This is a genomic window from Micromonospora sp. NPDC049049 (genome assembly GCF_040649115.1).
Taxonomy (GTDB): domain Bacteria; phylum Actinomycetota; class Actinomycetes; order Mycobacteriales; family Micromonosporaceae; genus Micromonospora.
The window spans coordinates 103,400-117,693 of record NZ_JBEZEX010000023.1 but is presented as its reverse complement, the minus strand read 5'-3'; the positions used below and the strand labels follow the sequence as shown (position 1 = coordinate 117,693).

Here is a 14,294-nt window from a genome sequence, read left to right as displayed (position 1 = left end):
CCGGCGATGGCGCCGCCGGTGAACGCGAGGCCGGCGGCGGTCAGGGCGGTCTTACGAATCAGATCGGTACGCATGATGGCGTGCTCCTCTGCCTCAGGGGGATACCCACACCACACCGGGGGGTGAATGGTGGTGGGGGGAAGTTCGTGCCCGGCGACCCGCAACGAGGGGGTCGGCGTCGGGACGGGGTGTAACGGTGCCGGTGGCGGATCATTCCGCCTACCCGCAGGGGGTCGGCCTGTTGTGCTGCTCGGCCGTTCCGGGGTGTAACCGGGGCGGCCTGCCAGGTGTTCCCGGCGGCGGCCCGGCCGTTGTGGTGCTGGCGCTCGGCCGTGCGGGGGTGTAACCGTGGCGGCCTGCCGGGTGTTCCCGGCGGCTGTTCCGGCGGCCGGCCCGGGGTGACCCGGGCTGTTGCGGTGGTCTGCCAGGTATAACGACCCGGCCCGGCCCCCGATTCCGCCGCCGGAGTGGCCCCGACCACCCGACAGGCGATACCGAACCCGACAAACCGCCCACCTCGCCGGCCCGGCGAACCCGACACGGCGGCCAGGCCAACATGATCCACTCGGGTTCCTGGAAGTCGCGGTGTCCCGCTGCCTAGGATGCCCCGACTTCATGGAAGCCGAGTGGATCATGCTTGCATGCACCGTTCGTGTCCCCGGACCGGGACTGACCAACAGGTCGGCGCGTCGTGAGGTCGACCCTGATCGGGGTTCCGCGTCGGCTTGGTCGGGCCTGGTCGAGGTTGCCGCGTCGTGTGGTCGGGCCTGGTTGAGGTTGCCGGGTGGCGCGGTGGGGCCCGTTGAGGTTGCCGCGTCGTGTGGTGCGGCCTGGTCCAGCTCAGCGCAGTGCGAACCCGTCGCAAGATCGTGCTTGATCCAGGAAACAGGGCCTTCCTCGTGCCACGAGACCACTACATCAAGGATCGAGCACGACCTTGCGGACTTTGGGCAGGGCACCGGAAAGCTCGCTCGATCCCCGGCCTGAACGCCGTCGCGTGAGGAGAGTGGCTGTTCGTCAACGCCCGGTCGGCGTCGATCAAGGAGTTGTGGTGGGTGACAAAATGCTCCGTCGTGGCCAAGCCGGGCACCACAACTCCTTGATCGCCTCGACCGGGCAGGGGCAGCACGCGCGGGGCAGCACCGGCGGGGCAGCACGCGCGGGTGGGGCAGCCCGAACGTGTCGGACTGCCCCACCCGGGAGCGCGAAGATGAAATCAGAACCCGAGGACGCTCCGCCCGCCGACAACCGGCAGTCGCAGTTCGCTGTCGTTCGGCGCGACCCGCAGTTCGGTGCCACCCAACGGCAACAACGTGTACTCCTGGTCGCTGGAGAAGACGACCACGCCGATCCGGTGTCCCGCCGGGAAGATGTAGTCCTTCGGCTCCATGGTCCACCGGTAGTCGTACAGCTTGCCCTGGCGCACCGGCGACGTTCGAGCGACGCTCTTGCGGTTCTGCGGGTCCATCCAACCTCGCGTCACCACGGTCGGGGCTGCGGTCGACCCGGCCGGGCCGTAGTCGACCAGGTACGCGGTGAGGTTCGCGTCCGGCTTGTTGTCGATCGCCATCCGCAGTCGCATCTCCGGACGCCCGGAGATGCGCACGCTCTGCGTCAGCTCGGGGGAGCGGTAGGCGAGTCGGTTGGCGCTCGCGGTGTCCGGGTTGGACACCAGAGTGTCCGGGTGGATGGTCCGACCCTCGTCGACGAAGCTCTGCTCGACACGCGCCTTGGGCGGCTTACCGGTGGTGAGCGTGCCGGGTGCGGTGGCGTCGGTCGCGGCGAAGCGCAGCCCGACCTCCCGCGCCGCCGGGTCGGGCCAGTTGGCGTACGTGGTGTAGGCGCGGTCCTCGCGCTGGAGCACCGCCGTCGGCTCGTCCATGATGCCGTTGCGCACGTTCCACAGCCAGAAGTCGAACCAGCGGTTCTCGGTCTGCTTGTACGTCCACGTCTGCCCACCGGGCAGGGTCACCGACGCGCTGCTGCCCGGACCACCGTGGCCGCCCTGGTGCAGCCAGATCTTGCGGGGGACGTCGCGCTTGGCGAGCTGGTCCCACCAGCCGGCGAAGTGCTCGGTCTTCACGTTCCAGTCGTTGAGGCCGTGCACGACGAAGACGCTGGCCTTGACGTCGCGGGCGTCGAGGTAGTCGCGATCCTGCCAGAACTTCGAGTAGTCGCCGGTGATCCGGTCCTGCTTGGCGGTGATGTCCGCGAGCTCGTCGGCGCAGGGCCCTTCGGCGCGCGCCTGCCCGGCGGTGTACTGGGCCAGGATGTCGAGGTCCTCGCCCTGGAACGTCCCGGGCGCGACCACCAGGCCGTTGGCCCGGTAGTAGTCGTACCAGCTGCTGATCGCGGAGACCGGCACGATGGTCTTGAGCCCCTTGACGCCGGTGGTGGCCACCTGGTTGGGCAGTGTCCCGTTGTAGGAGACACCGGTCATGCCGACCGCGCCGGTGGTCCAGCCAGCGGTGACCGGGGCGCCATTGGCGTCGTACCCCTTGGCCCTGCCGTTGAGCCAGTCGATGACCGCCTTGGTGCCGAGCGTCTCGGCCTGGTCCCCGCTGGTCGGGCAGCCGTCGGAGTCGCCGGTGCCGACGCTCTGGCCGAGCACCACCGCGTACCCGCGGGGTACGTAGTAGTCGTCCAGCGAGCCGGGCAGGTTGGCCTTCGCCTCGGCCCGTTGCGCGCCGGCGTCGAGGGCGCGACGCCCGTTGCGATCGGTCAGGCCGTTCTGCGGCAGGTCGTCGACCAGCACGCTCGGGTACGGCACGTCACCCCAGGTGCCCTTGCGGTACGGGCTGTGCTCGAAGATGACGGGCACCTTGAAGCCCTGCGTGGCGGTCTCCCGGGGCCGGGAGATGTCGATCGCCACCCGGTCGGGCCGACCGTCGTGGTCGGTGTCCACCGGGGTCTGGACGAACACCCGCTCCTCGATCGCGTCGGCGAGCGAGAACACCGGTTGGGTCATGCCGTCGCTGACCACGATGCCGGTGGGCGTGGTGGGCGTGGGCGGAGCCGCAGCCGCGGGTGGGGCTGCGCTGAGAACCAGAGCGCCGGACACGCCGAGGCTCAGGAGGACCAGATGACGGGGTCGACGCATGCGCGTCTCCCTTCGGTTGGGCTGGTTGCCGGGTCGGCAGGGGCCAATCTCGAAGATCCATTCGTGGTCATGCTAGGTCCGCCGAGGCGTCCCGTCGATCCCGTCGGCTGTCCACCGTGGTCGGTCAGGGAGTCGGTGGCGTCACCGCGATGATCAGGTGGGCGCGCTGGTCGCTGGCGTTGCGGTAGAGGTGCGCGAGGCGCGAGTCGAAGGTGACCGACTCGCCGGCGGTGAGGGTGTACGACTCACCGCCGATCTCGGCGACGACAGCGCCGCTGATGACGATCGCGCATTCGGTCGACGGGTGCGCCCACGGCTCGGCGGAGCTGGCGTCGCCGGGCGCGAGGTGGGCCTGGAGCACCTCCAGGTCGCCGCGGCCGGGGGTGAGTCGTTCGTAGGTGATCTGGCCGGGTGGCGCGGCCAGCCTGGTCCGGGCGCCGACGCGGCTGACGTGCACCGGTGGCGCCTCGGGCTCGGAGAACAGCTCGGCGATCGAGGTGTCGAAGACCTGGGCGAGCTTGCGCAGGGTGGAGAGGCTGGGGTCGGTGGCGCCGTTCTCGATCTGGCTGAGCAGGGCGGGGGACACGTCGGCCGCTGTGGCGAGCTGACGCAGCGTGAGGGAGTGCTGCTGACGCAGGTCGCGGAGTCGGTCACCGAGCATGTGTCCTCGTTCCAAAAACAGTGTGGCTGAATCTTGATTGACCTGACTATACGGGTCTGTTTAGTATCGCTGAACAACAGGCGGCCACGTTCGACACCACTAGACAAGGCCGCGTCAAGACGAACCGGACGACGTCCCAGTCCGGCCTACATCCAACCCCGAGACGACGCCCCCGAGAAGCCCGCGACGCCGTCATCCCATCGGCCCCGCCGATGCGTGGTGTCGCCCGCCGGGCGTCGACGCCCCGCGGATCCCGCACGGCGGGCCGCGCGATACGAAGGTAGGAACAGCATGTCGGTGTCTCCCCGCCGGCTCCTCGCCGGAGCGTCCGCTCTGGCGACGCTGGCCGTCCTCTCCGTCAGCGCCTGTAGCGCCGGCGGCAGTGGTGGAAACGCGAACGGCACGGCCAAGACCCTCACCGTGAACACCTCGTTCGTGCTCAAGACCCTCGACCCCGGCCGGGTCTACGAGGCAACCGGTCTGACCGCCGTGCACGCCCTCTACGACACCCTGCTCACCTTCAAGGGTTCGGATGTGAGTAAGCCGGTCCCGGCGCTGGCCGAGTCGTACCAGGCGTCGCCGGACGCCAAGACGTTCACCTTCAAGCTGCGGCAGGGCGTGACGTTCGCCGACGGCAGCCCGCTCACTGCCGACGACGTCGTGTTCTCGCTCAATCGGCTGAAGAACATCAAGGCCAGCCCCGCGGTCACCGTCAGCGGCCTGACCGTGACCAAGACCGACGACAGCACGGTCGTTGTCGCCTCGGCCACCCCCGACCCGAATATCCCGGTGGTGCTGTCGATGCCGTCGACAGCGGTGCTCAACTCCAAGGTCGCCAAGGAGCACGGCGCCCGCGACGGCGCCGACGCCGCCCAGGGCGACACCGCGCAGCAGTACCTGGACACCAACTCCGTCGGCAGCGGCCCGTACGTGCTGAAGTCCTACGACCCCTCGTCGCAGGTGGTGCTGGAGGCCAACCCGAAGTACTGGGGCACGAAGCCGCAGTTCTCCCGGGTGGTGCTGCGCAACATGGATGTGCAGACCCAGAAGCTGACCATGCAACGCGCCGAGGCCGCCGAGGTGTCCCTGGACATCTCCGGCAAGCTCCTCGACGGCCTGCCGGGCAGCCTGCAGACCTCCGGCGTGCAGGACACCGTCTACTTCCTCTTCCTCAACGCCGACCCGGCCGTCTCGGCGGTCACCTCGAACCCGAAGTTCAACCAGGCCCTGCGCGCCGCCATCGACTACCAGGGGATCGCCGCCCTGTACGGCAAGGGCGCCGCCCCCGGCGCCGGGCTGGTCGCGCCCGCCTTCCCGGGCGCGCTGCCGGCCGGCGAGGAGTCCAAGCGGGACGTCGCCAAGGCCAAGGCGCTGCTCACCGAGGCCGGCCTGACGAACCCGACGGTCAAGTTCACCTACCCGGCCATCACCTACAAGGGTGTGGACCTCGGCACGGTGGCGACCAAGGTGCAGGGCGACGCCGCCGAGGCCGGCATCAAGCTGGAGCTCAACCCGCAGCCGCTGACCACGTTCCTCGACGAGATGCGCGGCGGGAAGTCTCCGCTCGGGTTCACCCCGCAGAGCCTGAACTACCCGGTCGCCGACTCACTGATCAACAACATGGCACCGGGCCAGGCGACCGCGCTGCGCTCCGGCTGGACGGTCGAGCGGGCCGACCCGGCAGTGGTGGCCGCCGGCAGGAAGGTCACCGAGACCCTCGACCTGGCCGGCCGGGCCACCGCCATGCAGGAGTGGCAGCGGCTGATGAACGCGTCCTCGCCGTACCTCGTGCTGGCCAGCAATTCCTCCATCGTCGTGGCGACCACGGACCTGACCGGGGCGGACTACACCGCCGCCGGTTGGCAGGTGGACGTCGCCGCGGTCGGGCGCAAGTAGTACCGACGACATGACGACAGTCCACGACGGTGAGCCGGGCGCGGTCGCCACGACCGCGTCCCGGCCCCGGGGTGCCCACCCACTGCTGACCTTCCTGGCCAAGCGGGTGGCGGTCACCGCCGGCCTGCTGCTCGGCGTCACCGTGGTGACGTTCGGTCTGGTCAACGTGGTCCCCGGTGACCCGGTCACCGCCAACCTCTCCGACCAGGCCCTCAACGACCCCGCCGCGGTGGCCGCCTTCCGCGAGAAGTGGGGTCTGGACCAGCCGCTCTGGGCCCAGTACCTGCACTACCTGGGCAACCTGCTGCACGGCGACCTGGGCCACTCCCAGCAGACCGGGCGGGCCGTCCTGGACGACCTGCTGCACTACGTGCCGGCGACCCTGGAGCTGGCCCTCCCGAGCATGGTGCTGGCGCTGCTCATCGGCACCGGGGTCGGCATGCTCGCGGCGGTCCGCAACGGCCGGCTCACGGACCAGCTCGTACGGATCGGCGCCCTGCTCGGGCTCTCCACCCCGCCGTTCTGGCTGTCGCTGGTCGTGCTGTACGTCTTTTTCTACCAACTCGGCCTGGCCCCCAGCGGCGGGCGACTGTCCACCGACTTCAGCCCGCCGCCCACGGTCACCGGCATGTACACCGTCGACGGGGCACTCGCCGGGCAGTGGGACGTCGCCTGGGACGCCGCCCAGCACCTGTCCCTGCCGGTGCTCGTGCTGACCTCGCTGACGGTGGCGATGCTGGTCCGCTTCGTCCGCTCGGCGATGCTGGAGGTGCTCCAGCAGGACTACATCCGGGCCGCGTACGCCAAGGGCCTGCCGACCCGGGTGGTGCTGCGCCGGCATCTGCTGCGCGCCGGCCTCGTCCCGGTGGTCACCGTCTCCGGCCTGGCGTTCGCCTCGCTGCTCTCCGGGACGGTGCTTGTCGAGAGCATCTTCGGCTGGCCCGGCGTCGGCCAGTACGCGTACCGCAGCGCCACGGCGCTGGACCTGCCCGCGATCCTTGGTGTCAGCCTCTTCGTGGCGCTGGTCTACACGCTTGTCAACCTGACCGTCGACCTGCTGTACGGGCTCATCGATCCGAGGATCCGGCTGTCATGACGACACTTGCAGACCCGAAGGCGGAACGGGCCCTGGGCCGACGCCGCTGGCTCGGCCGACTGCGCGGCGGCTCGGGCAGCCGACCGGTGTGGCGTCAACCGATCACCGTGGCGGCGCTGACCATCCTCGGCGGATGGTTGCTGCTGGCGTTGCTCGCCGACGTCCTCGCACCGTACGACCCGCTGGCGCAGAGCCCCGACACGTACGCGTCGCCGTCCGGGGCGCACTGGTTCGGCACCGACTCGCTCGGCCGCGACATCCTCAGCCGGGTCATCCACGGCGCCCGCCTGTCCATCCCGCTGGCCCTGGCCATCGTCTCGCTGGCCCTGCTGGTCGGCGGGCTGCTCGGGCTGGTCGCCGGATACGTCGGCCGGTTCGTCGACGAGGCGCTGATGCGCCTGACCGACCTGGTGTTCGCGTTCCCGCAGATCATCCTGGCCATGGCGGTGACGGCGGCGTTCGGCCCGAACACCCGCAACGCCGTATTGGCCCTGGTCATCGTCTCCTGGCCGGTCTACGCCCGGGTCATCCGCAGCGCCGTGCTGAGCATGCGCGGCGACGACTATCTCAACGCCGCCCGCCTGCTCGGCGTCGGGCCGATCCGGGCGTTGCGCCGCGACGTGCTGCCCAACAGCATCGGCCCGGCGATCGTGCTGGCCACCCTGGAGCTGGGCAACGCGGTGCTGCTGCTCGCCGCCCTGTCGTTCCTCGGTCTGGGCCCGCGCCCGCCGGCCGCCGAGTGGGGTTCGATGGTGGCCCTCGGCGCGCAGGACCTGTCGATGTGGTGGGTCAGCGTGTTCCCCGGCCTCGCCATCCTCACCGTGGTGATGGCCTTCAACGTGCTCGGCGACGCGCTGCGCGACCGGCTGGACCCCCGCTACACGAAGGGACGCTGAGGTGGCACCGCTGCTCGACGTCGACTCCCTGGCCGTCACCCTGCCCTCACCGCGTGGCCCGCTGCCGATCCTGCACGACGTGTCGTTGACCGTCGACGAGGGTGAGCTGGTGGGCATCGCGGGGGAGAGCGGCTGCGGCAAGAGCCTCACCGCGCAGACCCTGCTCGGGCTGCTGCCCCCGGGGGCGGCGGTCACCGGCTCGGCCCGGTACGCCGGGACCGAACTGCTCGGCCTGGACGCCCGGGGCTGGCAGCGGGTCCGCGGCGCGGGCATCGCCATGGTGTTCCAGGACCCGAGCGCGGCCCTGCACCCGATGCTCACCGTCGGACGGCAGCTCACCGAGCACATGCGGGCGCACCTGCGGATGGACCGTCGCGCTGCCGGTCGCCGCGCTGTGGAGCTGCTCGACCAGGTCCGCATCCCGGACCCGGAGCGGGCGCTGCGCGCGTACCCGCACCAGTTCTCCGGCGGGATGCGGCAGCGGGTGGCCATCGCCATCGCGCTGGCCGCCCGGCCCCGACTGCTGATCGCCGACGAACCGACGACCGCCCTCGACGTCACAGTGCAGGCCGGCATCCTCGCCCTGCTGGAACGGCTGCGCGCCGAGACCGGGCTGGCCGTCGCGTTCATCACCCACGACCTCGGGGTGCTCAGCGCCCTCACCACCCGTGGCTACATCTTCTACGCCGGGCGGGTCGTCGAGACCGGCCCGACGGGCAGCCTGCTCACCGCCCCCACCCACCCGTACACCGCCGCGCTGCTCGGCGCCCGACCGCACGGCACCCAGAACGGCGGGACGTTGCGGCCCATCCCGGGCGCGCCGCCGGCACCCGGCGAGGCGCCGCCCGGCTGCCCGTTCCAACCCCGCTGCGGGTACGCCGAACCGTCCTGCGGTGAGGCCCCGCCCCCGCTCACCCCCGCCGGAGTCGACCGGTCGGTGGCCTGCGTGGTTCGTCCGCACCTGGAGGTGGCCGCGTGAACACCACAGCGCCCGCGCGACTGTCCTTCACCGACGTGGAGGTCGAGTACCGCTCCCGAGGGCGGGGCCGGGTGCGGGCCGTCGCCGGGGTCAGCCTGGAGGTGTCGCCCGGCCAGATCGTCGGCCTGGTCGGCGAGTCCGGGTGCGGAAAGTCCACACTCGCCCGCGTCGCGGTCGGGCTCAGCGCGCCGAGCGCCGGCACCGTCGAGTACGCCGGCCGACCGGTCACCCCGCTGGGCTGGCGGCCCCGCTCCGGTGCCGAGGTCGGCCTGCAGATGGTCTTCCAGAACCCGTACGCCTCGCTGAACCCCCGGCGCACCATCGGCTCTCAACTCCTCGATGGCGTGCCGGCTGCGGTCACCGGGTCGGCCCGCCGAGCCCGGGTGCACGAGCTGCTCGAACGGGTGGCCATGCCGACCAGCGCCGCCCAGCGGTATCCGCACCAGTTCTCCGGCGGTCAACGGCAGCGCCTGGCGATCGCCCGCGCGCTCGCCCCGGAACCCCGCATGATCATCGCGGACGAGCCGGTCACCGCGCTGGACGCCTCGTCCCAGGCGCAGGTGGTCAACCTGCTCGTCGGGCTGGTCCGCGACCTCGACATGGGCATGCTCTTCATCTCCCACGACCTGGCGTTGGTGCACGAGATCGCCGACGTTACCGCCGTGATGTACCTGGGCCGGATCGTCGAGGCCGCACCCACCCGCGAGCTGTGGCGCGAGCCACGACACCCGTACACCCGGGCGTTGATCGACGCGGTGCCGCAGATCGGGCCCACCCCGCGCCTGCCCGCCATCCTCGCCGGGGAGGTACCCGACCCGGCCAACGCGCCCACCGGGTGCCGTTTCCGGCCACGCTGCCCGCACGCGTTCGCGCCCTGCGGCGAGCAGCCGCCCACCGTCGACCTGGGCGGCCGCAGCGTCGCCTGCTGGCTCACCGACCCTGCCACGGCCCCGACCGCCGCGCGCTCACTCTGAGGACGCCCCATGCGCATGCCCACCGAACAGGTCCTGGTCAACCTCGCCCTCTACGACGGTGTCCAGGACGCCCTCCAACCGGATCGCGGCATCTGGATCGACGCCGACGGGATGATCCGTGCCGTCGGTCAGGTCGACGACGTTCTCGCCGAGGCCGGCGCGGCCCGGGTGGTCGACCTGGGCGGCGAGCACGTCATGCCGGGTCTGACCAACATGCACGTCCACCTCTCCCTGGGGTTGCCCGGCCACCTCGCCGACACTGTGCACGGCGCGAACCTGGCGGAGCTGGTGCTGCTGATGGCCGACTCGGCCCGGCGCACCCTGCACTCCGGTGTCACCACCGCCCGCCTGGTCGGGGAGAGCCGGTACGCCGACTTCGCCCTGCGCAGGGGGATCGAGGCCGGCGCGGTCGACGGCCCGCGCATCTTCACCGCGGGGCACGCGCTCTGCTGCACGGGCGGGCACGGCTGGGACGCCGACGCCCTGGAGGCCGACGGCGCGGACGGGTTCCGGCGGGCCACCCGCGAACAGCTCCGCGCCGGCGCCGACCTGATCAAGGTCTGCATCTCCGGCGGGATCGCCGGCCAGCACGAGGCGATCGACACCCCGCAGCTGCTCGACGACGAGATGGCCGCTGTCATCCGCGTCGCACACGACTGGGGGCGCAAGGTCACCGCGCACGCCGGCCCGGCCGACTCGGTCCGCCGCGCCGTCGAGCTGGGCCTCGACTGCGTCGAGCACGGGTACGAGCTGACCGACGACGTCACCCGGCTGATGGCCGAGCGGGGTGTCTGGTACGTGCCGACGATCGTGGTGAGCCGCTGTGAGCAGTTCTTCCGCGACTCCGGGGTGCCCGGCTGGCTGATGGACCGGGCCCTCGCGGCCGGTCCACGACACTGGGAGAGCCTCCAGCACGCCATCCGCAACGGTGTGCCGATCGCACTGGGCAGCGACATGCCCCCGCACGCCGGCTACGACGAGACCACCGCGACGGTCCGTGAACTGGAGTTCATGGTGGACGCCGGGATGCCGGTCGCGGACGCGCTCAAGGCCGCCACCACCCGCCCCGCGCAGTGGCTGGGTCGTGCCGACACCCTCGGCACCGTCGAGGCGGGCAGGCACGCCGACCTGCTGGTGCTGCGCGACGACCCGACCCGCTCGGTCTCCGCGTTGCGCACCCTGCACGCGGTGATGAAGGGCGGGGTGGCGTACCGCGACGACAACGGCCGGTTCGGCGTGCCGCGATGAGCAGCATCACCCAGGTCGCCGACGGGTACCTCGACGCGCTCGCCGAGCTGGACCCGCAGGCGGCCGAGGCGGTGGGGCGTACCCCCGGGTCGCACGTCCCGGATCTCTCACCGGACGGGTTCGACGCCCGCGCCGAGCTGGCCCGACGCACCGCGACGGCCGCCGCCGCGGCGACCACTCACGACCCCGGTGAGCGGTCCCTGGCCGGGGCACTGCTCGACCGGCTGGCCAGTGAGGTCGACCTGTACGACGCGGGCTTCACCACCCGACTGCTCGCCCCACTGGCCACGCCGGTGCACCTGCTCCGGCAGCTCTTCGACAATCTGCCCCGGCACACCGAGGACGACTGGGCGGTGGTCGCCGACCACCTGCACCAGGTGCCCGACGCCCTCGACCGGTACGCCGCGACGCTGCGCCGGTCGGCGCGGCAGGGACAACTGGTCGCCCGCCGCCAGGTGCTCGTGGTCGCCGACCAGTGCACCTCCTGGACCACCGCCGACTTCTACGGGCGGTTGGTCGACGGCTGCCCCGACGGCCCGGTCGCCGCTCGGCTGCACCGGGGCGCGCGGCTGGCGACCGCCGCCACCGCCGGTTTCGCTGCGTTCCTCCGTGCCGAGCTGGCACCCGGGGCCTCCGAGGTGGACGGTGTGGGCGGCGACCTGTACCGGGTCACCGCCCGCAGTTTCCTCGGCGCGACGGTCGACCTCGACGAGGTGTACGAGTACGGCTGGGCGGAGTTGGCGGGCACCGCCGCCGAGCTGCGGACCGTCGCGGGTGAGCTGGGCCATTCGCGGGTGGCTGCCGCGCGGGCGGCCCTGGACGCCGACCCGGCCGGGCGGGTGGCGGCCGGGCCAGCCCTGGAGGAGTGGCTGCGCCAGCGCACCGAGCAGCTGACCGACGCCCTCGACGGCACCCATTTCGACATCCCGTCCGCCACCCGCCGGGTGGTGTGCCGGATCAGCCCCGCCACGTCCGGGGTCATGTACTACACGCCCCCCGACCCGGCGTTGACGCGTCCCGGCGCGATCTGGTGGTCGGTGCCCACCGGCGCGTCGACGGTGCCGGTGTGGCGGCACGTCGGGACGCTCTGCCACGAGGGGCTGCCCGGCCACCACCTCCAGCACGCCGTCACCCTCACCACCGGCGCCCTGCACCCGTGGCAGCGCACCCTCTGCCAGGTGCACGGGTACGCCGAGGGGTGGGCGCACTACGCCGAGCGTCTCGCCGACGAGATCGGCCTGTACGCCGACCCGGCCGAGCGGCTCGGCATGCTCGACGGTCAGCTGTGGCGGGCCGCCCGCGTGGTCATCGACCTGGGTCTGCACCTCGGGCTGCCGATCCCGGCCGGCAACGGGTTCACCGAGGAACGCCGTTGGACGCCTTCTCTCGCGGTGGACGTCCTCACCCGTGTCGTCGGGCTGGACGCCGAGACCGCGCGCTTCGAGGTCGACAGGTATCTCGGCTGGCCGGCGCAGGCCCTGGCCTTCAAGGTCGGCGCGCGGCTGTGGCAGCAGGCCCGCCGGGACGCCGAGCGGCGCGAGGGTACGGCCTTCGACCGGAAACGCTTCCACCACACCGCGTTGGCGCTCGGACCCATGGGACTGGACCCGCTCCGCGCCCGCCTGGCCGACCTGCCCTGACCCCCCGCACCGCCGTACCCGATCGGAAGTGACAGCCGATGAGCGATGAGCTCACCACCACCATCACCGACCTGTACCGGTGCCTCGGCGACCGGCCGGCCTTCGACGCGCATCTGCATCCCGACCTGACGTTCTGGGAGTCCGACGCCGACGGCCTGCTGTCCGGCCTGCCCGCGCTGGACGACCTGCGGGACCGGCGGGCGACCCGGGCGACGGGGGCGACGCCGATCTCGGTCGCGCCGGAACAGCTGCGTGCCGACGGCTGGGGCGACACCGGTCTGGTCCGGTACGTGCTGCGGGCCCGCTTCGCCGACAGCCGGCCGGACGAGTGTTTCCGGGTTACCGACGTCCTGCGCCGCGAGGACGACTCCTGGCGCATCGTGCACCACCACGCGGAGGCCGTCCGATGAGCGCCGAGGAACCCACCACCGACCTGTACGACCTGCGGGTCGTGGTGGAGCGGATCGAGGGCCGCTCGGTGTGTGGCCTCAAGCCGGGCGACCACTTCGACGTGACGGAGTCGAATCGGGTGACCATCCCGGCCGGCGGGCACTTCTGCCTCTACGCCCTGGCAGCGTGCCTGCCGTTGCTGCCGGCGAAGCAGCGGGCGCTGGCCGAGGGGGACTGGATGGCCCGGGACAGCCACGTCGCCTGTCCGGACCCGGACGAGCGGCTCATCATGCGCATCGAACGGACCGGCCTTCAGCGCATCCCCACCGAGGAGCTGACGTGAGCGCTGGGCTGGTCGGCATCGGCCTTCAGTCCGACAAGTCCGCCGACGAGTACGCGGAGCTTGCCGAGTTGACCGAGCGGCACGGCTTCGACGTGCTGTCGGTCTTCGGTGACCTGATGTACCAACCGCCGATCTTCCCGTTGCTGGTGGCGGCCCGGCACACCCGGCGGATCCGCCTGGGGGCGGCGTGCCTCAACCCGTTCACCATGCACCCGGTCGAGGTCGCCGGTCAGGTGGCCGCGCTGGACCTGGCCTCGCGGGGTCGGGCCTACCTGGGCCTGGCCCGGGGCACCTGGCTCAACGAGATCGGTGTGCCGCAGGTCCGTCCGATCCGGCGCATCGTCGAGACGGTCGCCGTCGTGCGGCTGCTGCTCGCCGGCGACGACAGCGGTTTCCAGGGTGGGGAGTTCACTGTCGCGCCGGGCACGTCGCTGCGGTACACGCCGGCCCGTGCCGACGTGCCGGTCCTCGTCGGCACCTGGGGGCGACAGACCGCACGGGCGGCGGCCGGGTTCGCCGGCGAGGTCAAGGTCGGCGGGTCGGCCAACCCGGCGATGGCCCGGATGATGCGTGCCTGGCTGGACGACGCTGCGGTCGCGGACCGGGACGGCACGGGTGTCGTGCTCGGCGCGGTCACCGTCGTCGACGAGGACGGTGCGCTGGCACGGCGGGTGGCCCGCCGGGAGGTGGCCATGTACCTGGCGGTGGTGGCCGCCCTCGACCCGACGATCGAGGTGGACCCGGAGCTGCTGGCCCGGCTCCAGCAGCACGTCGGCCGTCGGGAGGATGACCTCGCCGGCGCGCTGATCGGCGACGACCTGCTCGATCTGTTCGCTTTCTCCGGCACGCCGGAGCACGTCGCGGGGCAGGCGGCGGCGGTGTTCGACGCCGGGGCGAGTCGGGTGGAGTTCGGCACCCCGCACGGGTTGACGCCGCACGGCGGCATCGACCTGCTCGGCCGGCGGGTGCTCCCACTGTTAAGAGCGTGAAAACCTCCTCGTCGAGGGCTCCCCGAAGATCGTTGACCTGCATATGATCTTGCGGGAAGTTGCCCGAAGAGGCACTTTCGTC

General features: G+C 71.8%; 12 protein-coding genes. 10 read left to right on the top strand and 2 right to left on the bottom strand.

Annotated elements, in window-relative coordinates; all coding sequences use genetic code 11:
• Positions 1-1,216: 1,216 nt before the first annotated feature.
• On the bottom strand, positions 1,217-3,100 hold the full coding sequence (locus AB0B68_RS22810; protein ID WP_357262530.1) for a Xaa-Pro dipeptidyl-peptidase: 1,884 nt from the start codon (positions 3,098-3,100) through the stop codon (positions 1,217-1,219).
• A gap of 124 nt (positions 3,101-3,224) precedes the next feature.
• Positions 3,225-3,761, bottom strand: coding sequence for a helix-turn-helix domain-containing protein (locus tag AB0B68_RS22805; RefSeq protein ID WP_357208222.1), 537 nt, complete (start codon positions 3,759-3,761; stop codon positions 3,225-3,227).
• Between the two features lie 291 nt (positions 3,762-4,052).
• Between AB0B68_RS22805 and AB0B68_RS22800 the strand changes: the two genes are divergently transcribed.
• Genes AB0B68_RS22800 through AB0B68_RS22755 form a run of 10 tightly spaced genes read left to right on the top strand, consistent with a single transcriptional unit; the run spans position 4,053 to position 14,212 of the window.
• On the top strand, positions 4,053-5,657 hold the full coding sequence (locus tag AB0B68_RS22800) for an ABC transporter substrate-binding protein (RefSeq protein ID WP_357262527.1): 1,605 nt from the start codon (positions 4,053-4,055) through the stop codon (positions 5,655-5,657).
• A 10-nt stretch (positions 5,658-5,667) separates the two neighbouring features.
• Complete coding sequence (locus AB0B68_RS22795) at positions 5,668-6,753, top strand: ABC transporter permease (RefSeq protein WP_357207682.1); 1,086 nt, start codon at positions 5,668-5,670, stop codon at positions 6,751-6,753.
• Entirely contained in the window at positions 6,750-7,649 is a 900-nt protein-coding gene (locus AB0B68_RS22790; protein ID WP_357207684.1) for an ABC transporter permease, read from the top strand. Before AB0B68_RS22795 ends, AB0B68_RS22790 begins: the two co-directional genes overlap by 4 nt.
• 1 nt (position 7,650) lies before the next feature.
• Positions 7,651-8,628, top strand: coding sequence for an ABC transporter ATP-binding protein (locus AB0B68_RS22785; RefSeq protein ID WP_357207687.1), 978 nt, complete (start codon positions 7,651-7,653; stop codon positions 8,626-8,628).
• Entirely contained in the window at positions 8,625-9,602 is a 978-nt protein-coding gene (locus AB0B68_RS22780) for an ABC transporter ATP-binding protein (RefSeq protein WP_357262523.1), read from the top strand. Before AB0B68_RS22785 ends, AB0B68_RS22780 begins: the two co-directional genes overlap by 4 nt.
• Positions 9,603-9,611: 9 nt before the next feature.
• Positions 9,612-10,850, top strand: a complete 1,239-nt coding sequence (locus AB0B68_RS22775) for an amidohydrolase family protein (RefSeq protein WP_357207693.1) — start codon at positions 9,612-9,614, stop codon at positions 10,848-10,850.
• Positions 10,847-12,490 carry a DUF885 domain-containing protein gene (locus AB0B68_RS22770; protein ID WP_357262520.1) on the top strand — a complete coding sequence of 548 codons (1,644 nt, stop codon included), beginning with the start codon at positions 10,847-10,849 and terminating at the stop codon, positions 12,488-12,490. The genes AB0B68_RS22775 and AB0B68_RS22770 overlap by 4 nt, the downstream gene beginning before the upstream one ends.
• Positions 12,491-12,528: 38 nt before the next feature.
• On the top strand, positions 12,529-12,900 hold the full coding sequence (locus tag AB0B68_RS22765) for a nuclear transport factor 2 family protein (RefSeq protein ID WP_357262517.1): 372 nt from the start codon (positions 12,529-12,531) through the stop codon (positions 12,898-12,900).
• On the top strand, positions 12,897-13,223 hold the full coding sequence (locus tag AB0B68_RS22760; RefSeq protein ID WP_357205994.1) for a TIGR04076 family protein: 327 nt from the start codon (positions 12,897-12,899) through the stop codon (positions 13,221-13,223). Before AB0B68_RS22765 ends, AB0B68_RS22760 begins: the two co-directional genes overlap by 4 nt.
• Positions 13,220-14,212: an LLM class flavin-dependent oxidoreductase gene (locus AB0B68_RS22755; protein ID WP_357262514.1), complete on the top strand. Its 993-nt coding sequence runs from the start codon at positions 13,220-13,222 to the stop codon at positions 14,210-14,212. Before AB0B68_RS22760 ends, AB0B68_RS22755 begins: the two co-directional genes overlap by 4 nt.
• Positions 14,213-14,294: the final 82 nt, after the last annotated feature.

Coding starts and splice junctions, on each gene's coding strand:
- AB0B68_RS22795 (WP_357207682.1), top strand. CDS start 5,668: ATGACGACAGTCCACGACGGTGAGCCGGGCGCGGTCGCCACGACCGCG.
- AB0B68_RS22805 (WP_357208222.1), bottom strand. CDS start 3,761: ATGCTCGGTGACCGACTCCGCGACCTGCGTCAGCAGCACTCCCTCACG.
- AB0B68_RS22790 (WP_357207684.1), top strand. CDS start 6,750: ATGACGACACTTGCAGACCCGAAGGCGGAACGGGCCCTGGGCCGACGC.
- AB0B68_RS22800 (WP_357262527.1), top strand. CDS start 4,053: ATGTCGGTGTCTCCCCGCCGGCTCCTCGCCGGAGCGTCCGCTCTGGCG.
- AB0B68_RS22760 (WP_357205994.1), top strand. CDS start 12,897: ATGAGCGCCGAGGAACCCACCACCGACCTGTACGACCTGCGGGTCGTG.
- AB0B68_RS22770 (WP_357262520.1), top strand. CDS start 10,847: ATGAGCAGCATCACCCAGGTCGCCGACGGGTACCTCGACGCGCTCGCC.
- AB0B68_RS22775 (WP_357207693.1), top strand. CDS start 9,612: ATGCGCATGCCCACCGAACAGGTCCTGGTCAACCTCGCCCTCTACGAC.
- AB0B68_RS22765 (WP_357262517.1), top strand. CDS start 12,529: ATGAGCGATGAGCTCACCACCACCATCACCGACCTGTACCGGTGCCTC.
- AB0B68_RS22810 (WP_357262530.1), bottom strand. CDS start 3,100: ATGCGTCGACCCCGTCATCTGGTCCTCCTGAGCCTCGGCGTGTCCGGC.